At 35.4% G+C, this 26,175-nt stretch carries 18 protein-coding genes; 9 read left to right on the top strand and 9 right to left on the bottom strand.

Features of this window, described 5'->3' with window-relative positions; translation table 11 throughout:
* Positions 1–915 precede the first annotated feature (915 nt).
* From ACVEGE_RS03730 to ACVEGE_RS03705, 6 genes are all read right to left on the bottom strand, one after another.
* Positions 916–1,929: an IS30 family transposase gene (locus tag ACVEGE_RS03730; protein WP_173854735.1), complete on the bottom strand. Its 1,014-nt coding sequence runs from the start codon at positions 1,927–1,929 to the stop codon at positions 916–918.
* A gap of 207 nt (positions 1,930–2,136) precedes the next feature.
* The gene (locus tag ACVEGE_RS03725; protein WP_192501873.1) at positions 2,137–3,345 is read right to left on the bottom strand and encodes a Shedu immune nuclease family protein; all 1,209 of its coding nucleotides are present in this window, start codon (positions 3,343–3,345) and stop codon (positions 2,137–2,139) included.
* Positions 3,346–3,515: 170 nt separating this feature from the next.
* Entirely contained in the window at positions 3,516–3,842 is a 327-nt protein-coding gene (locus tag ACVEGE_RS03720) for a hypothetical protein (protein ID WP_192501872.1), read from the bottom strand.
* Positions 3,843–5,975: 2,133 nt separating this feature from the next.
* Complete coding sequence (locus ACVEGE_RS03715) at positions 5,976–6,533, bottom strand: hypothetical protein (RefSeq protein ID WP_192501617.1); 558 nt, start codon at positions 6,531–6,533, stop codon at positions 5,976–5,978.
* 1,232 nt (positions 6,534–7,765) lie between these two features.
* Complete coding sequence (locus ACVEGE_RS03710; RefSeq protein ID WP_458008620.1) at positions 7,766–8,359, bottom strand: hypothetical protein; 594 nt, start codon at positions 8,357–8,359, stop codon at positions 7,766–7,768.
* 943 nt (positions 8,360–9,302) lie between these two features.
* On the bottom strand, positions 9,303–9,539 hold the full coding sequence (locus ACVEGE_RS03705; protein ID WP_192500757.1) for a helix-turn-helix domain-containing protein: 237 nt from the start codon (positions 9,537–9,539) through the stop codon (positions 9,303–9,305).
* 552 nt (positions 9,540–10,091) lie between these two features.
* Between ACVEGE_RS03705 and ACVEGE_RS03700 the strand changes: the two genes are divergently transcribed.
* From ACVEGE_RS03700 to ACVEGE_RS03685, 4 genes are read left to right on the top strand one after another with little or no spacing between them, the layout of a single operon-like run.
* A complete protein-coding gene (locus ACVEGE_RS03700; RefSeq protein WP_225738104.1) occupies positions 10,092–11,405 on the top strand; it encodes a TonB-dependent receptor plug domain-containing protein in 1,314 nt (437 codons plus the stop codon).
* Positions 11,402–13,126 (top strand): TonB-dependent receptor domain-containing protein, encoded by a 1,725-nt coding sequence (locus ACVEGE_RS03695; protein WP_225738103.1) that lies wholly within the window; start codon positions 11,402–11,404, stop codon positions 13,124–13,126. Before ACVEGE_RS03700 ends, ACVEGE_RS03695 begins: the two co-directional genes overlap by 4 nt.
* Positions 13,127–13,134: 8 nt before the next feature.
* Positions 13,135–14,529, top strand: coding sequence for a RagB/SusD family nutrient uptake outer membrane protein (locus ACVEGE_RS03690; RefSeq protein WP_192500756.1), 1,395 nt, complete (start codon positions 13,135–13,137; stop codon positions 14,527–14,529).
* The gene (locus ACVEGE_RS03685) at positions 14,516–17,104 is read left to right on the top strand and encodes a S9 family peptidase (protein WP_192500755.1); all 2,589 of its coding nucleotides are present in this window, start codon (positions 14,516–14,518) and stop codon (positions 17,102–17,104) included. Before ACVEGE_RS03690 ends, ACVEGE_RS03685 begins: the two co-directional genes overlap by 14 nt.
* A 46-nt stretch (positions 17,105–17,150) precedes the next feature.
* On the opposite strand, the gene ACVEGE_RS03680 is transcribed toward ACVEGE_RS03685, so the two are convergent.
* The 3 genes from ACVEGE_RS03680 to ACVEGE_RS03670 all read right to left on the bottom strand — a co-directional run bounded on the left by ACVEGE_RS03680 (position 17,151) and on the right by ACVEGE_RS03670 (position 20,035).
* On the bottom strand, positions 17,151–17,402 hold the full coding sequence (locus ACVEGE_RS03680; RefSeq protein WP_192500754.1) for a hypothetical protein: 252 nt from the start codon (positions 17,400–17,402) through the stop codon (positions 17,151–17,153).
* Positions 17,403–17,518: 116 nt separating this feature from the next.
* Complete coding sequence (locus ACVEGE_RS03675; protein WP_192500753.1) at positions 17,519–19,027, bottom strand: MauE/DoxX family redox-associated membrane protein; 1,509 nt, start codon at positions 19,025–19,027, stop codon at positions 17,519–17,521.
* 102 nt (positions 19,028–19,129) lie between these two features.
* On the bottom strand, positions 19,130–20,035 hold the full coding sequence (locus ACVEGE_RS03670) for a helix-turn-helix domain-containing protein (protein WP_192500752.1): 906 nt from the start codon (positions 20,033–20,035) through the stop codon (positions 19,130–19,132).
* A gap of 999 nt (positions 20,036–21,034) precedes the next feature.
* Here ACVEGE_RS03670 and ACVEGE_RS03665 point away from each other — a divergent pair.
* The 5 genes from ACVEGE_RS03665 to ACVEGE_RS03645 all read left to right on the top strand — a co-directional run bounded on the left by ACVEGE_RS03665 (position 21,035) and on the right by ACVEGE_RS03645 (position 26,169).
* Positions 21,035–21,790 (top strand): hypothetical protein, encoded by a 756-nt coding sequence (locus ACVEGE_RS03665; protein WP_192500751.1) that lies wholly within the window; start codon positions 21,035–21,037, stop codon positions 21,788–21,790.
* A gap of 1 nt (position 21,791) precedes the next feature.
* A complete protein-coding gene (locus tag ACVEGE_RS03660) occupies positions 21,792–22,187 on the top strand; it encodes a DUF5675 family protein (RefSeq protein WP_192500750.1) in 396 nt (131 codons plus the stop codon).
* A gap of 31 nt (positions 22,188–22,218) precedes the next feature.
* Positions 22,219–22,473 carry a hypothetical protein gene (locus ACVEGE_RS03655; protein WP_192500749.1) on the top strand — a complete coding sequence of 85 codons (255 nt, stop codon included), beginning with the start codon at positions 22,219–22,221 and terminating at the stop codon, positions 22,471–22,473.
* A gap of 1,311 nt (positions 22,474–23,784) precedes the next feature.
* Positions 23,785–24,654, top strand: coding sequence for an ABC transporter permease (locus ACVEGE_RS03650; RefSeq protein WP_173856491.1), 870 nt, complete (start codon positions 23,785–23,787; stop codon positions 24,652–24,654).
* A gap of 249 nt (positions 24,655–24,903) precedes the next feature.
* Complete coding sequence (locus ACVEGE_RS03645) at positions 24,904–26,169, top strand: ABC transporter ATP-binding protein (RefSeq protein WP_192501989.1); 1,266 nt, start codon at positions 24,904–24,906, stop codon at positions 26,167–26,169.
* Positions 26,170–26,175: the final 6 nt, after the last annotated feature.

Genomic DNA, 26,175 nt, shown 5'->3' with positions numbered 1-26,175 from the left:
TAACCAAAATACTTTCGGCTTAACGATTCACCAAAATCTATTTCGACGCAAACTGCATCACTTTAATTTATCCAAATTACTTTCTGCTTAACGATTTCGACAGAATCTATTTCACATAAAACTGTTCTATTTTTTTTGATAAACGACAACTTTTTGGATTGCAGATTATTTTCTTAGTAGGAGAGAAGCAAGGAATTTTTCACCGCAAAATTCGGCGCTAAAATATATTACAACGGTTCCTGGCTTAGCTTGGTGGGGAACTTTTAAGCAGATTATTTTTGGCTATACGAATATATGAAAAAAAACGGAAATTCCACTAAATTCCCTATCATGCTAAACCAGTGTTGTAATATGTTTTTATTAGCACAAAAAATCCTCGTTATTCAAATTTTCGGCACAATACTTTTCGCCACAAACTGCATCATTTTCATTAATGCGAATTATTTTCTACTTAATGATTTCGCCACAATACTTTTCGCTACAAACTAAATCATTTTCATTAATCTAAATTATTTTCGGCTTAACGATTTCACCACAATCTATTTCGACGCAAACTGCATCACTTTAATTTAACCAATATATTTTCGGCTTAACGATTTGACAAAAATCTATTTCGACGCAAACTGCATCACTTTAATTGAAGCAAATTATTTTCGGCTTAACGATTTCGCCAGAAACTATTTCACATAAAACTTTTCAATTTTTTTTGATAAACGACAACTTTTTGGATTGCAGATTATTTTCTTAGTAGGAGAGAAGCAAGGAATTTTTCACCGCAAAATGGCGGATTCAAGGGTCTAGCGCAACAGTGTTAGTTTTTTTTAATTAATCAAATTTAGTATTTTTCTTAGATAATGTGCTTAATTTTAGAATAACTTTTTTGGCTTTTTAAGGAGCCAAAAGTTATTTCCAAACTTAAGCCGTTGCTTGATTCATTTTGTTGATTTCCTCGCTTCTCATTTCATTAGGTGTCTTGAAACCTAAAACCTTTCTAGGTCTGTTATTTAGGTTGTTTTCTATTCGTTTTAGTTCTTCAATAGTTATTGTGTTAAAGTCGGTTCCTTTGGGTAAAAACCTTCTAATTAGTCCATTAGTATTTTCATTTGTTCCTCTTTCCCATGAGGAGTATGGATGTGCAAAATAAATATCCATTCCAGTTTTTTCTGAGAGCCATTTATGATTAGCCATTTCTATTCCGTTATCGTAAGTCATTGTTTTTCTGAGGTATTGAGGTTGTTTATTTAAGAGCTTTGCAAATTCGTGAGTTACTGTTTTGGATTTTCTGTTGTTGATTTTTACAATAATTAAAAATCTAGTTTTTCTATCTACAATGGTTCCAATAGCACTTTTGTGTGCTACACCAATCATTAAATCTCCTTCTAAATGTCCAGCTTCAAGGCGTTCCTCGATATATTTAGGTCTATCATCAATACTGACTTGGTCTTTGATTCGAGTTTTTTTTATACCATATTTCCTTTTGTCCCGTCTTTTGTGATGATGATAGGGTAGAAGTTTGATTAGTTTTTTACCCAACGTAGATTGTCTAAATCTATAAATATGCTTATAAATAGATTCGTAAGAAATGGACATAATAGGGTCATTTGGGTATAATACCTTGATTTGTCCAGCCATTAATTCAGGGCTCGTCCCCTTTAATAAACTTCTATAAATGAACATTTTAAGTCTGGGATGTGAGTTTATTTTATCTTGAGTTCTTTTGATTTTATTGTTTTCTAAAGCATACCAATGTGCTAAATCAGCCTTGTAGATGTCGGTTGGCTTTAATATCCAAAGTTTCACTTCTTTGGTAATGGTGGATCTATTTCGGTTTACTTGTTTTGCAATGTAGCTTTTGGACTTATTTTCCTTGAGTAAAGTCTCAATTATAATACGTTCTTCGAAGGATAATCTTTTGTACTTTTTTTCCATAATTCAACAAAGATAAAATTTATCATTTGTTGCGTTAGGTTCTTGAATTCTCCAATTCGGCGCTAAAATATATTACAACGTTTCGCGGCTTGCAGAAGTGGCGAACTTCGTAACCGTAATCTTTCGGCTAAGATAAAATTTCTTGCGGAAGATAAACGTGAATTTACCACATATTTCGCCATTTATGCAAACCGCTGTTAGGCGATGTTACTTTTCTTCCACAATTTTGAATGAATTTATAATTTTTTCAATTCTGTCGATTAAATTGTCATATGTAAGTATATCAACAATATTATTATATTTTCTTTTAATTATTTCAAAATCACTTTTTTGTTCACTATTAAAGTTAATACTTCTGCCTAATATTATAATTCCTTTAGGATTTGTAATGTTAATTTCTAATCCTATTTCCGGTAAATATTTTTTATTTAATTTGGATAATAATTGATTACCTCCTTTGTTGAGATAGTATATGTATTTTTCAATTTGCATAATCGAACCTATTAAATCACGATTCGCAATAAAATTATCACGATATAAACCTTTGTTAAGAATACTGATATTTGCAGATTTCTTAATTTCAAGAATATCTAAATTACCATCGAAATCGATTAATCCAAAATCTAGTCTTCTGTTTTTTGAGTTTGTGTCAGTAAACTTAAGTTCTTTTATTACTTTAATATATTTTGGAAACACTAACGAAATAATATCTACTATTTCATTTTGCCAATCATTTTCGTTGTATTTATCTTCACTTTCCAACATTTCTTTAAGTTGGATTAAAATGATCTCATATTTTATAATTTCATTTTCTGAAAATAGTTTTTTGAACTCTAGATTAGGTTCCTTTTGCGTGATTGGTTTCTTTTCGAGATATCTTTCATATTGATTTTTTTTATCAGGAACATTATCGAAAAAGTTTCTTAGAACTGCTGTAATTCTAGAATCTCGGTATAAATTAATCTCATAATTATTTGGAAAGAGTTTAATTAAATTTTCAAAATCATCTGATGATAAATTATCGCCCTCTTCATTTCCTATAAGTAAATCTTCTTTTGTCAGATTAATTATTTTTTGAATGATATTTACTTTTGTCCCTGATAAAAAATGTTCAATATTTATATCGATATCATTAGTTAAATAACAATCATATTCAATCTCTAAAACTTCATTTATGATTTTATATTTACTTCCTTCTTTATAGCCAATTGTGAAATTATATTCTTTAAAATCTTCATTATTATCTTCGTTTTTCTTAAGTTCAAGATCTGAAGAAATTTTAAAAATTTTTGAAATTTTAAATGATTCATTATTTTCTAATCTTTCTTCTATCCAATTTCTGTTTTGAAAAAAATAATCAGCATCAATGGTGTACTTTAGAATTAATTTATCTTCATTTTTTAATATATTAATCAAAATATTCAGGTTTTTTGCGTTAATATCGCCTAACGTTTTGCCGCTTTGAGATGGCTGGAAGTTCGTAACCGCTCAATTTTCGGCTTAATGAAAATTTGATGCGAAACGTTAATTCCACTAAATTCCAGCTATATCAAAACGGTTGTTGGTAGCTGGTTTTTATTCATATTTCATTCAACTTTTAATGTGCTTTTAGTTTTCTTTATTTGGTTAATAATCAAAATAATTAAGATGTTAACAATTAAAAAAGGAGTAAAATATTTTATTCGGATGATAAAGTCTTCTGTGGTTTGGTCAACAAAATTAAAAAAACTAATTAGAGACCATATAATTAAAGAAATTACGCTTAGTGTTTTTGGCGCGTTTATTTTTGACTTAAACAAGAGTATTAAAGCTATTATATTTAAAATTGCACAAACTTCTAAAATTAATCTTATAAACATTGCTGTTATTCCTTGATAACAAGAACCTCCTCCAATTTCAAATTTTCTTGGCATAAAAGTATAAGTGTAAAATATTACAGCTATGAGAATGATTGAAATTGCGTATATTTTTCGTTTGTTCATTTAGTATTATAATTCTAATATATTTCTATTTTTCTGCGTTTTTTTGATAACTTGCTACCAACGTGTCGCGGCTTTGAAATGGTGGGGAAATCGTAAACGATAAATTTTCGGCTTAAAGAAAATTTGAAGCGAAACGATAATTCCACTAAAACCCCACTATTGCAAAACCGTTGTTAAGCAATGTAATTATACGACAATTTTAGTAATATTTTGTGGATTTTAAATGAACTTTTAGAAGTTTTTCAGCTAAATGTTTTTTATATTTTTCCGCTCCAACTTTCGCCACAAACACTTCGACAATCATTTTCCGTTTCAACTTTCGCCACAAACACTTCGGCAATCATTTTCCGTTCCAATTTTCGCCACAAACACTTCGGTAATCATTTTCCGTTTCAACTTTCGCCACAAACATTTCAGCAATAATGTTTAATTCCAAATTCCGCTTAAGATGCTGATTTCAAAATGTTTTCTACTTAATCATAAATGTGAATTTTAAGCAGATTTTTCTTTTTTGATATTATATTGCTTAACGTGTCGCGGCTTGCAAAAGTGGCGAACTTCGTAACCGATTATTTTCGGCTAAGATAAAATTTCTTGCGAAAGATAAACGTGAATTTACCACATATTTCGCCATTTATGCAAACCGCTGTTATAATATGTATTTTTCAGCACAAAATTTCGTCGTTATTCAATTTTTCACCGCTATACTTTTGGCTACAAACAGCATCACTTTAATTTAACCAAAATGCTTTCGGCGTAACGATTTCATCATAAGATTTTTCGACGCAAACTGCATCACTTTAATTTAACCAAATTACTTTCGGCTTAATGAATCGCCACAATATTTTTCGACGCAAACTGCATCACTTTAATTTCATCAGATTACTTTCGACTTAACGATTTTAACAGAATTTATTTCGACACAAACTTTTTCAAAACCTTCTTAATAATCATCAATTTTTTGGATTGCAGAATATTTTCTTAGTAGGAGCGAAGTGAGTAATTTTTTCACCGCAAAAATGGCGAAATATATATTATAACGTTCCTACGCTTTGCCGTGTTTGGGGCATGTAAAACGATTATTTTTGGCTAAACGAATATACGAATAAAAACGATAATTCCACTAAAACCCCAAATACGGCAAAACGTGTGTTGCTGTGAGTATTTTATTAATCACAATCGTTTTCGTAATTCTATTTTTCGCCGCAATATGTTTCGTCACAAACTGCATCGCTTTAATTGGTGTTAATTATTTTCTGTTAAACGATTCGATTCTGTTAAAATATATTTGGACGCAAACTGCATCGCTTTCATTAAACAAAAGTATTTCCGTTTCACGTTTAACTCAGCTACAATCCATTTCGACGTAAACTGTATCACTTTCATTAAACCAGAATATTGTCCAATTAAATATTCTATTCTGATTTTTCAGCCCAAAATTTGGCGATATTCACAGCAACGTCTTGCGGCTTTGAAATGGTGGGGAATTCGTAAACGATAAATTTTCGGCTTAACGAAAACATGATGCGAAACGATAATTCCACTAAAACCCCACTATTGCAAAACCGTTGTTAAGCAATGTAATTATACTACAATTTTAGTAATATTTTGTGGATTTTGAATGAATTTTCAGAATTTTTTCTATTAATTGTTTTTTATCATTTTTCCGCACTAACTTTCGACAATCATTTTCCGTTTCAACTTTCGCCACAAACACTTCGGCAATCATTTTCCGCTCTAACTTTCGCCACAAACACTTCCGCAATCATTTTCCGTTTCAACTTTCACCACAAACACTTCGGTAACCATTTTCCGTTTCAACTTTCGCCAGAAACATTTCAGCAATAATTTTTCATTCCAAATTCCGCTTAAGATGCTGATTTCAAAATATTTACTACTTAATCACAAATGTGAATTTAAGCAGATTTTTTTTTGATATTATATTGCTTAACGTTCTCGCGCCTCGCGCAGTTTGCGACTTACGAAGACGAGTATTTTCGGCTCAACGAAAATACGATAAAAAACGGTAATTCCACTAAATTCGCAAATTGCGCGAGACGTGTGTTAGGCGATGTTTTTTTGAGTTTCAATTATCTTTTTAAATACTAAACGAACGCTAGAAATATTATACATTATATTTTTATTTTCAAACAATGGAATTCCACGAGTTCTTTTTGTGAAAAATAAACTAGCTATTTCGAGTGAATCAACATATTCTTTTGGTTCAGGAACTTTGATAATTATATATCCGTTGTTTGAGGAATTTTCTGTAAAGTCTATTTCAATTTCATTTAATTCAAAAGCTTTAACTACATTATTAAATTGTCTGTCTATAAATAATATTCTTTGGTTTGTAAGAATGTATTTTAATGATTTTAGGTTGTGCCATCTTATAAAAATTCTTCCCAATGTTAAAAATAAAGTCATTAATATTATTAGAGGAAGGATAAATATATAATATAATTGATAATAAGTTTGTTCACTTTTTTCTTCTGGATTTAATATTATCAGGATAACCGTTCCTATAAATATGAATATAGGTATTGTAAAAATGTCATTTAAGCGGAAAGGAATAGTTTGAAAAGAATCTATTTCCTTAATTACATTTTCATTCTTTCTCATGTTTTTTTTTCAAAATATCGCCTAACGTGTCGCGGCTTGCAAAAGTGGCGAACTTCGTAACCGATTATTTTCCGCTAAGATAAAATTTCCTGCGAAAGATAAACGTGAATTTACCACATATTTCGCCATTTATGCAAACCGCTGTTATAATATGTATTTTTCAGCACAAAATTTCGTCGTTATTCAATTTTTCACCGCAATACTTTTGGCTACAAACTGAATTACTTTAATTTAACCAAAATGCTTTCGGCGTAACGATTTCAACAAAATATTTTTCGACGCAAACTGCATCACTTTAATCGAACCAAATTACTTTCGGCTTAATGAATTCACCAAAAACTATTTCGACACAAACTGCATCACTTTAATTGAAGCAAATTATTTTCGGCTTGATGAATCGCCAGAATCTATTTCGAAGCAAACTACATCACTTTAATTTCATCAGATTACTTTCGGCTTAACGATTTTAACAGAATTTGTATCGACACAAGCTTTTTCAAAACCTTCTTAATAATCATCAATTTTTTTGATTGTAGATTATTTTCTGAGTAGGTGCGAAGTAAGTGATTTTTTCACCGCAAAAATGGCGAAATATATATTATAACGTGTCGCGGCTTTGAAATGGTGGGGAATTCGTAAACGATAAATTTTCGGCTTAATGAAAACTTGAAGCGAAACGATAATTCCACTAAAACCCCACTATATCAAAACCGCTGTTGTACGAGGCTTATTTTTAGTCGAAATTACAATTTTAACCGCAATATTCAATTTTTTTTTGCTCGAATAATCTTATTTTCTTCTATTTAATTTTCTACGCGCAAAGTTCGGCTAAGTCCAGTTTTCAGTTTCCGCTTTACAGACAAAATTCTTCACGCATTTTTCGCTAAAATCTAATTTTCCGTTTCAGTTTCCGATTCAATTCTACGCGCACAGTTCCGATAAGATCAATTTCCACTAGTTTTTCTTCTGATTTGATTCTACGCGCACAGTTCGGCTAAACACAATACTTAAAAGTTCCTGCGGAAATATATTTTTAGTTGACAAAAGTGTTTTCTGCGTAATTTCGGCATAAGTCTCGTACAACGTGTCGCGGCTTGCAGAAGTGGCGAACTTCGTGACCGATTATTTTCGGCTAAGATAAAATTTCTTGCGAAAGATAAACGTGAATTTACCACATATTTCGCAATTTTTGCAAACCGCTGTTGTGCGATAGCCATTTTTCACTTTGTTTATTAGTCAACTACAATTATGAATTTTCTATTTATTTCGGCAACTTCTTCAATTTGTTTTTTCGCAATATAAAATTTTGTCGAAGTATAGTTTTCGAAGTTACTTTTCAAATCACTAAAATAATATTGACCTGATACTTCGTAATCTATCATTGCAAGTTCAAAATTATGTATTTCAAAAAAAGATTTCATTACTTGGTGAAAAAAAGCGGTTAATAATTTCGGGGAATTTTGAATTTCCGTCCACGTTGTATATTCTTCGCCAAATATTTTCTCAATTGCTTCAGCATAAAAACTTATATCAAACCAATTATAACCTGTTTCAATTGGGTTTTCTTCTCTTATGTTGAATGTTTTAAACGGAATTGAATAATTTCCAAGATTCATTATTCCTTGATGTTCCATATTTTCAATATTCACTTCTATAATATTAAAATTTTTGTCAAATGGTCCATCTACATTTTTTAAGTTCCATATAAAATCTGTGTACTCTTTTATAGGTTTAATATTTTCACTTTTACAAACTTGAATGCATAATTCATAAAACCCTCCACATCTCAAATCTGAATTAAGAAAAAGTTCTTTTTTAGTTATCATTTCTCATTTTTTCGGTTTATGGTTTCGCACAACGTGTCGCGGCTTGCAGAAGTGGCGAACTTCGTAACCGATTATTTTCGGCTAAGATAAAATTTCTTGCGAAAGATAAACGTGAATTTACCACATATTTCGCCATTTATGCAAACCGCTGTTGTAATATGTTTTTATCAACACAAGGATTTCTCGTTATTCAATTTTTCGGCACAATACTTTTCGCCACAAACTGCATCATTTTCATTAATCCAAATTACTTTCGGCTTAATGATTTCGGTACAATATTTTTCACCACAAACTGCATCGCATTAATTGAAGCAAATTACTTTCGGCTTAACGATTTCGCCACAATCTATTTCGACGCAAACTGCATCACTTTAATTCAAGCAAATTATTTTCGGCTTGACGATTTCGCCAGAATCTATTTCACATAAAACTGTTCTAATTTTCTTTTATAAACGACAACTTTTTGGATTGCAGATTATTTTCTTAGTAGGAGTGAAGCAAGGAATTTTTCACCGCAAAATTCGGCGTTAAAATATATTACAACTAATATATAACATCAATAAGTAACGCTTTTTTTAAAGTTTTACCCTATCTGAAGCTATATATTCTAGTTCGTAAATAAAGTCTTTTTTAATTATGATTACAATACCCACATTTAGTGATATTTTGACTTAACTTGAATACACACTAGAAAGCTAATTTTAGCACGGAGTATTTTTTACTTCTTCCGCCCAGTTCTCCATCGATCATTATAAAAATAATCTTTCATGGACTCATAAAACTTAGCTCTCCTATAAAGACCTAAAACCCATACCACCATTAACCCTATAATTTCATACCACTTCATTTGCTGTATTCTTAAATTATAAGAATGCAATAAATGATTTTGTATTTTAGAACGCTATGCAATTCGGAAATTTCAATATGCAATTTGGAAGTAGTATTAAAAGTCAAAAAAATCTTTAAGTGAGATTCCAATCATTTTACAGAATTTATTAATTGTGTAGATAGTAATTCCTCTTTTATTAATAGTGCTCTCCCATCTATTTATAATTTGTCTATCGATATCGTGCTTCTGAGCAAATTCAGATTGTGAAAGTCCAGTCTCTATTCTAAGGAACTGGATTCTATCAGCTATTTTATTTTTTAAAATTATATCTTCTTTTTCTAACTCTGCCATAGTGCAATTTTGCTCTATTTTAAAAACTTTATGTAATCCACTTGGATTACAATATATTTTTGCATAGATTTGTAATTAATATTAAATTTGCGTTTCTTCATATTAAAATATTGAAGCATTCGCTTTGAATCTCGCGTCGAAAAACTGGTAATTTAAGCAACGAGATAATAAGTACGATGCTCACGTCCCATGGCGTGGGCTCACTTATTGTTGCACGGTATACCAGTACCTTCGGCGCAGTAAGCTGAGTTCCATGCCATTTTTTATGCTCCTTATTTTGGTATTTACTCCACTTCATTCTTAGCAACGCTTCTTCCTTTTTATCGTCTCGCAATAGCCTTTATTGTTTAACCGTATCAACTTGTGTCTGCCTATGAATTAAAAAAAAAAAGAAACTCCATTACTGCCTGTACGGTCTTGTTCTTTATTTTGAATTAGTACTACAGTGCCGTACAGGCTATTACAACAAAAAGGGCCCTCTAACTCGTCGGCAAACTTGACTAGAGGACCCTTGCTAAAAAAACTAACGTTTCCATTAACTAACCCAATATTATGAAAAAAAATTCATTTTACAAGGGGAGATGGGCTTTTTGGTACCTGATCATTATCGGGTTCTCCCTTAGCTACACCCCTGCTTTAGCAACCAAGCTACTAAAGCAAACCTACGCCGTACCGCAACAAACCCAAATAAGCGGTACGATTACAGACGGTAGCAACCCCTTAACGGGTGTTACTATTTCTATAAAAGGAAAAGTAAAAGCAACTGTTATCTCTGACTTTGATGGGAAATTTACGATCACCGCATCTCCTAACGACCTCCTTATTTTTAGCTTTATGGGGTACAAAACCCTAACGATTCCTGTTGATGGCCGCGCTATGATTAATATTGAAATGCATCAAGATGCCACTGCACTTCAGGAAGTTAAAATAAATGCAGGCTACTATACCGTTAAAGAAAGCGAACGCACGGGAAACATTGCCCGAATTAGTGCTAAAGACATAGCAACACAACCCGTAACCAATGTGCTGGCCACCATGCAAGGCCGTATGGCAGGTGTCAATATTACGCAGACTACGGGAATGCCCGGTGGGGGATTTGATATCCAGATACGCGGACAAAATAGCCTGCGGTTTGATGGTAACAGCCCCTTGTATATTGTGGATGGTGTGCCTTATGCTTCTGAACCCATTGGAAGTCTTTTTACGTCTGGACATTTGCCACGAAGAACGAGTCCGTTAAATAGCATTAATCCTGGGGATATAGAAAGCATAGAAGTATTGAAAGATGCTGATGCAACTGCTATTTACGGTTCGCGTGGTGCTAACGGTGTGGTGCTCATTAGCACCAAAAGAGGAAAAGAAGGTAAAACTAAATTCACGGGTAGTGTCTCTAGTGGTTCCGGCCATGTCACCCGCTTTATGAAGCTAATGAATACCGAAGAATATCTCACCATGAGGCGTGAAGCGTATGCCAATGATGGCGTTACGGATTATCCTGCTACTGCCTATGACATTAATGGAACATGGGATCAAAACCGCTATACGAACTGGCAAAAAGAATTATTGGGAGGGAACTCCAGTATTAGTACTATGCAAGCCTCATTGTCAGGCGGTTCAACGCAAACGCAATTTGTTTTAAGTGGTACTTATAATAAGGAGACTACTGTGTTTCCGGGTGACTATAAGTATGAAAAAGGCAATGTTCACCTGAATCTTAATCATGAGTCAGAAGACCAACGGTTCAGGATTAATTTTACCACGGGTTATGTGGTACAAAACAATATTATGCCAACAGCTGACTTTATGGGAACCGCTCTAAGCTTAGCGCCTAATGCACCTCGCTTTATGATGCATCAGGGAATTTGAATTGGGAAAACGGTACTTTTGAAAATCCGCTACAATTACTTGCGACGGACTTTAAAGGGAGAACTAATGACCTTATTGCGAATGCACTGCTTTCCTACAGTCTGTTTAAAGGATTCGAACTCAAATCGAGTTTTGGTTATAGCGATTTGCGTTACAAAGAATTAAATTTGTTGCCTTCCACAATGTATAACCCCGCATATGGTTTAGACAGTTCCTCCTCGTTAGTTTTTGAGAACAATACCAGCCGTAATTCTTGGATTATTGAGCCGCAGGCTAACTACCAGTTGACAGCAGGACAAGTCAAGATTGATTTGCTTGCCGGCAGCACTTTTCAACAGCAGGTGTCGAACCAAGTTGTGCATATGGGCTATGGATTTTCGAGCAACGGTCTACTTGAAAATCCAGCATCGGCCTCGCTATTCTCCATTATGAACAGTGATGCAACGGTATACCAATACCAAGCTTTTTTTGGCAGGGCAAATTTTAACTGGAAAGGCCGCTATAGTATCAATATGACGGGTAGGAGGGATGGATCAAGCCGTTTTGGGATTGCTAAGCGGTTTGCAAGCTTTGGGGCTGTTGGGGCATCATGGCTTTTTGGTGACGAACCCATTATAAAAAAACATGCAGCCTTCCTCAGTTTTGGAAAGCTACGAGCCAGTTATGGTACCACCGGAAATGATCAGATAGGAGACTACCAATACCTTGATACCTACAGTACCTCTGGCAGCAATTATGGAGGCACAAGCGGCTTACAACCCACAAGATTATTCAATAAGGATTTTGGATGGGAAACCAACCGAAAACTTGAAGTAGCACTAGAAACAGGATTTGTGAAAGACCGTATTTTTTTGACTGCGGCTTGGTACCGAAATCGTTCTAGCAGTCAATTACTAGGTGTGCCTTTACCAGGAATTACTGGATTTAACTCGATACAGGCAAATCTTGACGCAGAAGTACAAAACAGTGGTTATGAATTGAGCTTGCGTACGTTGAACCTACAAGGCGATAAATTGAGTTGGACAACGAATTTCAATTTTACTCGCGCTAGGAATAAACTGCTCTCTTTTCCAGATCTGGAAGCATCATCTTATCAATCTCAATTTGTCATTGGTCAACCTTTGAATATTGTCAAGTTATTCCATTTTATTGGTCTTGACCCGCTGACTGGTACTTATCAGTTTGAGGACTTAAATGGTGATGGTCAACTATCGGCTAATGACGACAGGGGTTTTGTAAAAGAACTGAATCCGAAGTTTTATGGGGGATTGCAAAATCAGTTGAAGTACGGCGCGGTGCAACTGGACTTTTTGTTTCAGTTTGTTAAGCAGGAAAACTACACTGAAGCCTTTGGAACCGTTTTGCCGGGAACCATGTCGAACCAGCCGGCATCGTTTGTGTCTCACTGGCAAAATCCGGGAGATAGTGGTCCTAATCAGCTTTATAGTACAGGAATCAATCCTACTGCCCAGCGTGCAAATACCCTTTACTCCCAAAGCGATGCGGTTATAGCGGATGCTTCTTACATCAGGTTGAAGAATATTTCACTGACCTATGATTTGCCAAAACAATGGACAAAATCCTTTAGTTGCAAGCTGAGCGTGCAGGGACAAAATGTACTTGTCCTCACTTCTTACAAGGGAGGGGATCCTGAATTTAAGGTTGCCGGTTTCATGCCCCCTTTACGCATTTATACTTCTACATTACAAATCACTTTTTAACTGAAGCCATGAAAAATATACTATCCAAGAAAGCCATGTTACCTATTTTGATTCTAAGTATTGCTATCCTGTTTACAAGCTGCGATAGCTTCACAGCAGTTGACCTTCCAGATTCACAGCTTACTGCTGATGCTGTTTTTGAAGACCGTCTTACTGCTACTGCCGCGATGACCGATATTTACACAAAAATGCGCGATAATGGCCTGTTTACAGGTCTGTTTACAGGGTTGTCTAACCAGTTGGGGCTCTACAGTGATGAACTTACCTCTTATTATAATCCGGGTAGTTTATCATTTAATTACGGTACTAATACTTTGCAAGCATCGGGAACGGAAATAGCACAATTATGGAACAGTAGCTATAGCCAAATTTATGCTGCTAATGCTGTGATTGAAGGTGTGGATCATTCTGTTTCTTTGCCAGAATCTGACCGTAACCAATTGAAAGGAGAAGCTCTTTTTGTACGAGCGTTGATTCATTTCTATTTGGTAAATTCCTTTGGTGGTGTGCCGTATATTAGTAGCACCAATTATTCAGCCAATCGCATTGCGCCTCGTATAGGTGAAAATGAAGGCCTACTCTTAGTTAAATCTGATCTTGAGCAGGCTATTGTACTTTTGCCCGAATCGTATATTAGTACTGAACGTGCAAGGCCAAACCGCTATGCGGCTTATGCGATGCTGGCGCGAGTTAATCTTTATCTCCATTTATGGGATCAGGCTTGCCATGCTGCTTCTGCCGTTCTGAACCAAACAGCTATTTATGTCTGGGAGAGTGATCTTGATAAAGTTTTCCTCAAAGAAAGTACAACTACGATTTGGCAATTGCTACCTGCGATGGAGGGAGACAATACAAAGGAAGCTGCAACATTTGTGTTTTTTAGCGGGCCGCCACCTTCATCATCTCTCTCACCGACCATTCTTACTGCGTTTGAGGCTAATGATCAACGAAAAGTGCACTGGACAAAAATGATTACAACGGGTGTTACTAGTTGGTCTCACGCTTATAAATATAAAGAGTTTTCCAATACGGGGAGTTCTGTAGAATACTCGATTGTGCTCCGACTAGCTGAGCAGTATCTGATTCGTGCTGAAGCCCGAGCCCATCAAGGTGATTTGATTGGCGCTAAAGAAGATTTGAATAAGATAAGGAATACAGCAGGTTTAGGGAATACAGCAGCAACAACTCATGCAGAAATTATCACTGCTGTGCTAGAGGAACGCCAAACAGAGCTTTTTTGTGAATTTGGACACCGCTTTTTTGACCTAAAAAGAAATGACTTACTGGATACTGCATTGTTTCCTGTGAAATTGGGTTGGAATACTACAGATAGGTTACTGCCGCTACCTCAAAATGAATTGTTGTTAAACCCGAATCTTGCCCCGCAAAATGATGGTTACTAGAATAGTTCAGAGAGAGAAAAAACTTCGTCATTCTTTTTTCTTCCGCTTAGCTACATATTGTTTTTTGCTAATAGGCTTCCTTTCAATAGGGCAGGTTTTACAAAAGAAAACGGTACCGGAAGAAGATTATCATTTATGGAGTGCTATGCTATCGCACTGTATTTCTGACAGGGGAGGGTGGGCAAGTTACAGTTTGCAATACGATACAGCTGATACGCTATTTGCAATAGCAACAAAAAGCAGCAAAAAATACGCATTCCCTCATGGTACAAATGGTGTGTTTAATGGTGAAAATTGGTTTGTTTGTAAGCAGAATGATACCTTGGTTGTGCAAGACTTAAGATCAGGAAAAGTGAATTACTTCCCGAAGATTAGCAGCTATTCATTTTCGGGAGATGGTAACTACTTACTATTGATTAGTGATGATCAAAGTGGGAACCAACGCTTAACTGTAAAAAATAGGCTTGGCGTAACCGTGACTAGTGCTGATAATGTCAACGAATGGATATGGAATACACGCAAGGATGCAATTGCCTACGTTACTGGAAAAGAGAAGGTTCAGGTTCTTGAGATATTTGGCAATTATGCGAAAAAAGAGATACCGGTTTTAACAGAGGGAGAGATTAAAAACCTGAGTTGGCTTAACCAAACTATTGCCTTTGTTCAAAATAATGGCTTGAGAGGCAAGCTGTATGCCTATCGATTAACTACAGGGAAGCTTTTGTTATTTGATCCGGAAAGCTGTTCCAATTTTCCTAAGGATATGAGTATAGGCGGTGGTTTTAGTTCGGTTACTATTTCCAATGATGAAAAGCGTATCTTTTTCAGGTTGAAAGAAAATGTGCTGAATGAAGATACAGCCGAAGTTGTTCAAGTATGGAATGGAAATGACAAGCAAATCTATCCCCATTCAAAAATGTACGGAGACGTTAGCTTACAGGATAAGATCGCGGTATGGTTTGTAGCTTCGGGTCGGTTTTTGCAGATTAGCAATAGAGAAGAGCCCTCTGCATTAATTGGTCGTAGCGCAGCATATGCGTTGACTTGGAATGAATTCGAATCTGAGCCACATTTTGATGGTATAGGATCGAGGGATATTTATGTAACTGCAGTTCAAACAGGTACAAAGCGATTGTTGCTCAAAGGATATCCTGGGACGGGGATGGAGCCGGCATTTTCGCCCAAGGGCAATTACTTATCTTATTCCGTAAATGGTGACTGGTGGGTATATGATTTCAAGAAGGAGGAACACCGAAATATTACGCAAGATATGGGCGTTCCAGTTCGTGATATCGATTATGATCGTGCGGGGCAGGTTCCTTTATATGGTATTGCAGGGTGGAGCATAGACGATAACTCTCTTTTCATTTATGACCAGTTTGATATTTGGATGATTAGTGTTGACGGAAAGACAAAGAAACGGTTGACCAAGGGGCGTGAAAATAAAACTACTTTTCGTTTTGCAACGGCTCAACGCAGGCTCTCCTCTAAGTCCGATTACATGGATAGAACCAATGCTATCATCACTAATTCAGCGCATTGGATTTTATCTGCCCAAAATGCTGCGACAGGGTATAGTGGGTTTTATTCCTATGATTCAATAACCAGCGTGAACCCAATTGTTTGGGAATACAATAGAGCTGATCGTGTAGTAAAGGCTAAAAATAGTAACGCTTTTACTTTTATCTCGCAGCAGTTTGATGAACCGCCTAAACTTATGTTCCATGATTCTTCAGGGAAATTAAATGAACTACATCAAAGTAATCCACAACACATGAACTATTTGTGGGCTAAGGTTGAGAAGGTTTCGTATGTTGTAGATGGAAAACCCTTATCAGGTATTTTAATTTATCCTGCGGATTTTGATCCTACGATCAAGTATCCTATGATTGTTAGCATTTATGAAAGACAAGGAGGTAGTTTACATCGGTATGTTAACCCGACGCTATTGAACGAGAATGGGATTAACTTTTCGGTATTGTCGTCAAAAGGTTATTTTATCCTCTTGCCTGATATTGTCTATGAAATGCGGCAAACAGGTGCATCAGCAAAAAAATGTGTTTTGGCTGCAGTTGATGCGGTTCTTTTAAAATATATTGTTGACCCCAATAGAATTGGATTGACAGGGCACTCCTTTGGTGGCTTTGAAACGGATTATATCATAACAAAAACAAATCGGTTTGCTGCAGCAGTCGCCGGGGGAGCAATTACCCATTTAGTATCAAGTTATCTTAATTATAACAGTAATTATGCGACTTCAGAGTTTTATCGATATGAAATGGATCAGGAACGTATAGGAGTGTCTTTATTTGAAGATACGATAAGTTACCTCAATAATTCACCAGTTTTACTGGCTCAAAAAGTAACGACACCCTTATTGGCATGGACAGGAGAAGAAGACAAACAGGTCCATTATTTTCAAAGCATCGAGTTTTATTTTGCTTTGAGAAGGTTGAAGAAAGAACATACTTTGCTGATCTATCCCGCCGAATCTCACACAATAATAGATAAGAAAAATCAAGCGGATCTAACAAAGCGAATTGAAGCCTGGTTTGCAAAATATTTACAACCTTAAATTGAAAAGCCGTCACATTTTTTTTGTGGCGGCTTTTCTTTAAAAATTAAGGATTACTTCTAAACAACATCGTTGGACATTGGTTGTCACTAATGCGACGATACAACTGTGAATTGTCAATACTTGACTTACAAAGCTGACCTTGAACGTTATCACACGATTCTACAGGTTGACAAGGTTGGGCAGCACCAATTACCTTTTTATACCCCGTTTCACTAGCTCGTACGGATGCTTTTTTTTCCATCGCATTTGAGGATAAAGCACCAACTAATCCGAGAGCAACAAACGCTACCGGCATACCGAATTTAAAAATTTTAGTTTTCATAATCGTAAAAATTAAAAGTTATGATCTACTCTTTTTTACAGGTTTTCGATCTTGTCCTGCTATTTGGCCAATAGATTGCTTAGTCGGGTTTACGACCGACTCTGTTTTTTATAATTAGCTGTAATTATGGGCTGTAGTTTGTAGCATATAAGGTGATTTCCCACTAGGGCGTAAAGCTTATCACCCTGTACTATTAGGTCCCGTAACTTTTGTTTGTCAACATCGTAGACATAGAAGCTTTCGAGATAGCTATTTGAGGAGATATTATAGCTATCTACAATACTGGCTAGTTTCCACATTTCTAAGCTTTCATACCTACCAGGAATATTACTATTTACAAAGAGCAGATTGCCATAAACGGCTGCATCTTTATTTACAAGCAACGGTTTTTTTGCAAATTTTCGCTCTCCACGTTTTTCTAAATCTACCAATTTAATATTTGCATGTGCGATTGTGTCTATTGTATTGCCTCTATAATCTAAATTTAGTTTAGGATCAGCGACAATAAACTGATTGCGATAGGCATACAAATAAATTATTTTGTTAAGTTCATTACTATACATTAAAGAGCCATCAGTATCGAAAAGGCCGTCCATCTGTTTTTGCAATAAATTATGATTTAATACTGTCTTTTCATTAGAGAGTAGATCAACTTTCCCTATTATACTTTCCCCATTTCCTCGTTTTTGTACGCGAACTGCCAAAGAGGTTGAGTCAATAGCTTCTGCATAGGTAAAATACTCAGAGCCACTTTTGTATAACTTAGCCTTCCAGTCCGAAATTTGTCCCCTAAATATGCAAGGAACCATTCCGTCATAAATATAAAAATAGGGGGCGTTTACTCTAATTGTCAGTGAACGAAAAGGCAGGTCGATTTTATCAAGAGTAATACTGCGTATTGTTGTTATATTTAACGCTGTATCTACAACGGTCATTAATAATTGAGAGGTTGTGTTTCCCAAGTAAACATGATCACCATCTGCTCCAGCAAAATAGTATGACCTTAATTTGAGGTTATAGTCCTTGATTTTGGTTGCAGGGGCACTCGATAAGCGCCGCACAAATTTATTGTGATAACTATGGATATTCTCTGAGATTAGAAATAAAGCGATTACTATACTAAAGGCTGTTAATCCAGAACTGGATATCACAATTAAGTTCTTTTTTATAGTACTAAATGGTGTTGGTTGCAAGCACAATCCAATCAGTGCCAACAACACCAATCCTAGATTGAAAATCAAATGCTCGTGCCAATTCATTTTTTCTAAAATACCTCCGCAGGAACAAGGAACAAATGCGCTATGATTTAAAATAATATAGATGTAAGTTGTAAACATTAGCATTAACACGAAAGATGATATTAAGGCTGGATACTTAAATTTTGGTAAAACCAATAAGATGACAATTAAAAATTCAGCTGCCGGAACCGCCCATGCTACTTGCTCGGCAAAAGAGCTCAACAGCGGTGATTGCCCCAGTTGCTGTTTGAAATTTTCGAAATCAAGTAGTTTGTTGGTAGCTGCATACGTAAAAAGCAAAATAAAGAGCCCACTTATGATATTCACTATTGTACTTTTAATTTTTTCAGAAGTTGTCATAATTTGCTTTTTTTAGTCTTGTAAAATTCTACAATATAAAATTATAATAGTATGCAAATCAGAACTTTCGTTATTCAAAATAGAGTTGAAGTTGTTGCGTATTTAATTAGCTTCATTCGGGCTACGATCTACTTCACTTGGTGCATATTTAAATTTTTTTTTAAATGCTTTATAAAAGTTGAGGTAGGTGTTAAAGCCATTCATTATTGCAATTTCTTTGAGCGGAATCTTGGTTTGCTGGATCATCACATGTGCTCTTTTTAATCTTTCTTCGTGGTAAAAATTATATATACTTGTTTTGAAAAATTCACGGAATCCAAGTTTCAATTTGTATTCATTACAATCAAAAAGCACAGCTAATTCTTTAAGGGTAGGAAGTGGTTCCTCCAAGTGATTTAAAATGTAATCATAAAGATTTTGCATGATGACCACTTCGGATTGTCTTTCTGGATTTATTTTTAGTACATACTTCGGGTCTGACAGCAATTCTTGCACTATTGTAGTAATGGAGTTTACTATTATTTTGTCACTGTAACGCAGCCGTGAAATGGTGCAAAAAGCAGGAAGTAATTTATTATTACCCGTAACAAAAATAAGAGGAACATTGCTATGGTAATTATCATCTAGAGAAGCTTCCTCCTTTTTTTTATTCCAAATACTTGAGGATTGTGGCGCAATAAATTTCCCGAAATCTGCCTGAAATAATTCTTCAGATTCATAGTATAGTGCTTGTAGAACGTGTGCATTAAAATTGCTGATAAGGAACTTATTGTCTAAGATAAATGTTGTTTGTACTAAGTTTTGATAACTGTAATGAAGGTTAACGTAAGCTGATTGGAGTAGTATATTATGCATTTCTCCAGCGAGTTTATTAAGCATTTCAGACAGTTTATCGACTTCGTCGTCTTGATCTGTTTTGATAATTCGAAAAGCGAGATTACCAGTTGCCATTTCAAAAAGCATCTGGTAAATAGCCTTTATGCGTTGTTCTGTTTTTTGATTTTCCATTAGATTGTATAGTGAGGAATTGATTGTGGAATATCAAGACAAGTGCTTGAAAAGACAGACAAAACTATATAATGTAATTTTTATTTGCTAAAAGTATAGTGTTCAATTCGGGAATTGAACAGGTAGTTTGTAGTGAGGTGGTTAGTCATTTTTTTAGTATCCTACTCCAAGAGTAACTCTGGGTGAATTAGCTAGTTGAGGTGTTTCATGGTATGAAATAATTGGTGGTTTAGGTTATGGGAGTATTTATTAAGAGTGAAGCTATATGCGTTTATGAGGGGTAATGATAAAAATGATAGTTGAGGTAGCAGAAGTAGCCTAGTGTTTTTTTTGGTTTTTAGCTGCCCAAAGGGGAGAAATTAAAAACGTGCTTATTGCTTGTTTTAGACGTTTTAAATTTGAGTGTGATTTTGACGATGGATTTTTTTTTTGATGGAGTGGTTCGTCATTTGAACTAGTGCTAGAACTTCTTATTGAACTGGTATTGCTTTATTGTGGTTGTGTATCAGTCTATTTTTAAAAGACCTTATATCCTTATCCGATTATACAACGTAGTACATGTTCCATTTGGAGCCCTGAATACACGCAAAATTCCTCAATTGAAATTAGTTGGTGTGGTTCTTTGTTTAAGTTGGTTTTGATCTTATTCAAATACAACCTGGCTTGCCTGTATGTTTTGCCTGTAATTCGTTGTACATCCTTGGGATAAATACATACCCTGATGTTTTTTGCAATCACCTTTTATAATTTTACTGGTTTCGCAGCCGCTCTCCTTTCCATGGAAGTGGCTTTTTTTTTGTAAAGTTATGGAAATTAATGTGTTGTATGTTTACTAAAGTAGGTAATTATGTGCGTTTTAGTACCGTTTGTGACCACAGCCTTTTAAAACATGGCTGTATTATTAGCATCTTTGTATCAAATCATTCAAGATTTAGTTGCAACGAATGTTGAAGATGAGAGAGTAGGTGAATTATTTTAAATCTAAAATTTTTAGGACTTATGGCAAGACAAAAAGGCATCATTAAATTAAAAGGTACTATTGGAGATATTACTTTTTATAAGACTAAGGACGGGCACCTGGCGCGTGAGAAAGGCGGCGTTGAAGCGAGTAGAATTGCAAATGACCCTGCGTTTCAACGTACGAGGGAGAATGGAGCAGAGTTTGGCCGTGCGGGAAAGGCTGGGAAAACGTTGCGAACTGCATTGAGAGGCTTGCTTCTTAATGCGTCAGACGGGAAAGTAGCGAGTAGGCTTACTCAACGTATGATTAAAGTTATTCAAGCAGATCTTGTCAATGAGCGTGGCTTGCGTAATGTAATTGATGGTGAGGCGGAATTGCTTATTGGTTTTGAGTTTAACATTAGTGGAAAGCTAAGAAGTAGTTTGTTTGCCCCCTTTGTAGGGGCAATTGATCGGGTTAGTGGTGTATTGTCTATTGACTTGGCTTCGTTTGTTCCTGCGAACATGCTTGCCGCTCCAGGGGGGACCACCCATTTTAAAATTACATCTGCAGGTACAGCAGTGAATTTTGAACTAGAAACTTTTGTTGTGGCAACTTCTGAAAGTGCTCTTATTAAGTGGGATACAAGTCCAACTGTGGCAATACATCATGATAATGTACTTGAGCCTAATAGCGTAAGTCCGCTCTTTTTAGCTCTTGGAGTGGTTTACTATCAGGAGGTAAATGGAAAGATGTATCCGTTGAAAAACGGTTCCTACAATCCATTGGCTTTGATTTTAATAAGTGGATTGTAACATGGTTTTAGTACTCTCCAGAACTTATTTTCCTAATGGAACAAATGGTGTGTTGCGCTTTGAAGGGGGCATTATTTGCCATACTATTGAATTGCCGTGGAAAGAGAATGAAACGTCGGTTTCTTGTATTCCAGAAGGGAAGTATTTTATTAGAAAACGCTACAGTACCAAATTTAAGTGGCATTTAGAGGTGATGAAAGTGATGAATAGAAAATGCATTTTGATTCATCCTGCTAATAATGCCCTTTTAGAACTGCGTGGTTGCATTGCTCCTGTTACTGAATTATCAGGAGAGGGAAGGGGATTGTCATCCCGAAAAGCATTTTATAAACTAAAGGGAATTGTTGATAAAATTTTAGATCGTGATGCTGATGTGTGTTTAATTGTTCAATCTTAATTCCTTAACTGGAATAATAAAACAAAAAATTATGACTATAGTAAAAAGAATAAAAGCGCCAACACCAAGATTTTTTAAAGTGCTTCGAAATATTGGTTTGGGAATGGCGGCAGTTGGTGGAGTCATTTTGACAGCTCCAATTGCTTTGCCTGTTATTGTGGGTTCTATTGGAGGGTATTTGGCTGTTGTTGGAGGGGTACTTTCTGCAATCAGTCAAATTACGACGAGTGAAGATGATGCTCTAGACACTTTGAGTGGCGGTAACGGCGTTGCTCGTAAGTTGTAAGTAGCGATGTCTGTTACTATTTCTACCAAGGTAAACACAGCAGGAGGTACCTTATTGAGTCTGGTACCTCACCTACATTCAGAAGATGTTTTGAAAACAGTTGTTTTGGCATTTGTAGGTGCTGTGGTCAGTTTTACAGTATCGTTACTTCTTAAAATTATAATGAAGAAGCGCAAACCGTAGTTTCACTTTAAGTGATTTGAGTGAACTTTAATAAAAGTCCAGACCTTATGGTTTGGACTTTTTTTTTGAGCCAGTTTTAGGTTTTTTTACAGATTCTTTACTTTTTTTCTTTGATTTTTCCTTCGACTCCGCTCCCGATGACAGTTGTGGGGGTTAGGATGACTGTTGTGGGAATAGTTGTGGGTTTTGGATTTGTGTTATTCTAGCCTTCGACTCCGCTCAGGGTGACAGTTGTGGGGTTAGGATGACTGTTGTGGAAATAGGGTGATCGTCGTGGGGGTTAGGGTGATAGTGGTGGAAATAGTTGTGAATGTTTGATTTGTTTTAGTCGGGCCTTCGACTCCGCTCAGGATGACAGTTGTGGGGATCAGGGTGACCGTTGTGGGTTTTTTGATTTGTTTTAATCGGGCCTTCGACTCCGCTCAGGGTGACAGTTGTGGGGATCAGGGTGACCGTTGTGGGTTTTTGAGTTGTGGGTTTTTGAGTTGTGTTCATCAGGCGGCCTTCGACTCCGCTCAGGGTGACAGTTGTGTATTTTATTATTTGTTTGATATATTTCTGAATTTTTAGTTTGAATAGTTAAAAAATGATGTTTACTCTCTTTTCACGTTTTTACTTTTTTTCTTGATTTTTCCTTCGACTCCGCTCAGGATGATAATAACAAAAAACAGTGCCTGATCCCGATAGTTATCGGGATCAAAGCTTAAAAACTACCTCAGCACTCTGCTCCGCAGCCCGAGCCGTTCGCCTTTTAGGCTTCACTCGCGGACTGCTGCCGCGTCGTTGCTTCGTTGTTTTTTGACGTTTTTAATTTAAGGGCGGTTTTTCGTTTTGTTGTGAATTTTGGTTTTGTTTTAATCAGGCCTTCGACTCCGCTCAGGGTGACAGTTGTGGGGAGGGATAGTTGTTGGTTAGCGTATTTCTTATGTCATCATTATACAAGTCTGTTTGTTGAAATAATTTATAATCAGGTAGATAGGTACTGGTTCTGGGATTTGGAAATTAGAAATCTTAAAATAAACACAATATTAGGGTCAAAATGCTATATTTGTGGATTAAGAATACCAGGTACACTTATAGAGTTGCAAAATGCATATTAACCTACTAATAGCTTTTTAGTACATTTAGATGAATCAGTCCCAAAATACAGATAACGATTGGTTGTTTGAAATAACACCTAAAAATAAGTTCTTCTCCCTTAATCTTAAGGAAGTATGGCAATATAGGGATTTGTTGTTCCTTTTTGTAAAGAGAGATGTAGTTACGGTGTATAAACAAACTGTTCTAGGTCCGCTATGGTATTTGATTCAGCCTTTATTTACCTCAATTACTTTTACTATAATCTTTAATAATCTTGCCGGTATTTCTACAGGAACGGTTCCTCCGTTTTTATTCAACCTTGCTGGAATCACGATTTGGAATTACTTCACTGCCTGTCTTACTGGGACCTCAAATACATTTGGTGCTAATGCTGGGATTTTTGGTAAAGTGTATTTCCCTAGAATCATCGTGCCTATTTCTATCGTGGTTTCTAATTTATTAAAATTCGGAATCCAATTCTTTATTTTCATTGCTTTCTATATCTATTATTACTTTCAAGGAGCAGCAATTAGTTTGAATGGGTGGTGTTTATTATTTCCAGTTTTGATTGTTTTAATGGGCGTATTGGGTTTGGGTTTGGGAATGATTATTTCGTCACTGGTTACTAAATATAGGGACTTTAGCTATCTCCTAGGTTTTGGAGTACAATTGTTAATGTATGTTTCGGCGGTGGTTTATCCTATGGCTTTAGTACAACAAAAAATGCCTGATTACGTTTGGTTAATCAAGTACAATCCGCTTGCTTATATAATAGAGACTACCCGTTATATGTTGTTAAATGTAGGTGAGATGACTGTGCTAGGTTTGGTTTATACCTTTGTGGTAACAATAGTATTGTTTTTAGTAGGTGTATTGTTTTTTAACAAAACAGAAAAAAGTTTTATAGATACGGTTTAGTTGGTGATTCTTTATTAATTAATCGTAATTTTAAAAGAACTTTTAGTAATTATTAAGATTTAAAATTAGAGTAGTTGTAGGTGTAAAATAACCACGTTAAATGCTGAGAAATCCAATTTATTGGGACTCAGGATGCGAAGCTGTGGGAAGAACTTAGATAAGCAACATAATTGTGAAGTTAAACCTGAGTTTTATAAAAATAAAAATAAATTGACTCCTAATGCTTTATTTAAGAGTGAAAATAATAAAATGAGCAAAGATATTATCCTAAAAGCCGAAAATATTTCTAAGCAATACCGCTTAGGACAAGTAGGTACAGGTACATTGAGTCATGACCTTAACCGCTGGTGGCATCAAGTGCGCGGTAAAGAAAATCCATATCTAAAAATAGGAGATACTAATGATCGCAGTACAAAAGGCGAAAGCGACTATGTATGGGCTTTACAAGATATTAATTTTGAAGTGGAGCGCGGAGAAGTATTAGGCATAATAGGGAAAAACGGTGCTGGAAAATCTACTTTACTAAAAATTTTATCGCGGGTAACTGCCCCTACTACTGGTAGTATCAAGTTTGGTGGGCGTGTGGCTTCATTACTCGAGGTAGGTACTGGTTTTAACGGAGAAATGACCGGTAGAGAAAATATTTTTTTAAACGGTGCTATTCTGGGCATGACCAAGAAAGAAATTGCCTCAAAAATTGCTGAAATCATAGAATTCTCAGGTTGTGAGCGTTACATAGATACACCCGTTAAGAGATACAGCTCTGGAATGACTGTGCGATTGGCTTTTGCCGTTGCGGCTTTCTTAGAGCCTGAAATATTGATTATCGATGAGGTTTTAGCTGTAGGTGATGCCGAGTTCCAGAAAAAAGCCATTGGTAAAATGCAAGATATTTCAAAGCAAGGCGGAAGAACGGTTTTGTTTGTGAGTCATAATATGGCGGCGGTAAAGAGCTTGTGTACGAGGGGAGTTGTGCTGGAACATGGAAAGGTGGTTTTTGAAGGGGATATAACAAATGCAGTATCTAATTATTTAAGAGGACATTCAGAAGCACTAAACCATAAGTTCTTTAGTGATGATTACGATTATGATCGATTTAAATTAAACGAGATTTTTATAAACCCAAAGGGTGGAATAGCTGATGAGGTTTTAGATGAGGAACAAATCATTGAGTTTAATACCAGGATTATTATTAAAAATAATGCTGAAAGATTACATCTGACTTATGTACTAAAAGATGATGAAGGGGTAACCTTATTTACTTTTTCTAATTCAAAATCGGGGATTAAATTAGAAAATGGAGAGAATACTATTAAATGTACTTTTCCTAAAGGGTTTTTAAATATTGGTACTTATTTTATGGATTTGTACCTTATTGAAGATGCTAAAATAACGCTATTTACAGAATCAGATATTATGAATTTTTCTGTACAAGAATCGCAAAGGCAAATAGGTTCCTGGTTAGGAAGAGAACCTGGTTTCATAAAGCCTATGTTTGTATGGAGTAAAATATAATATCGA

The organism is Flavobacterium sp. PL002 (assembly GCF_054165825.1).
This window is presented reverse-complemented; position numbering and strand designations above follow the sequence as displayed.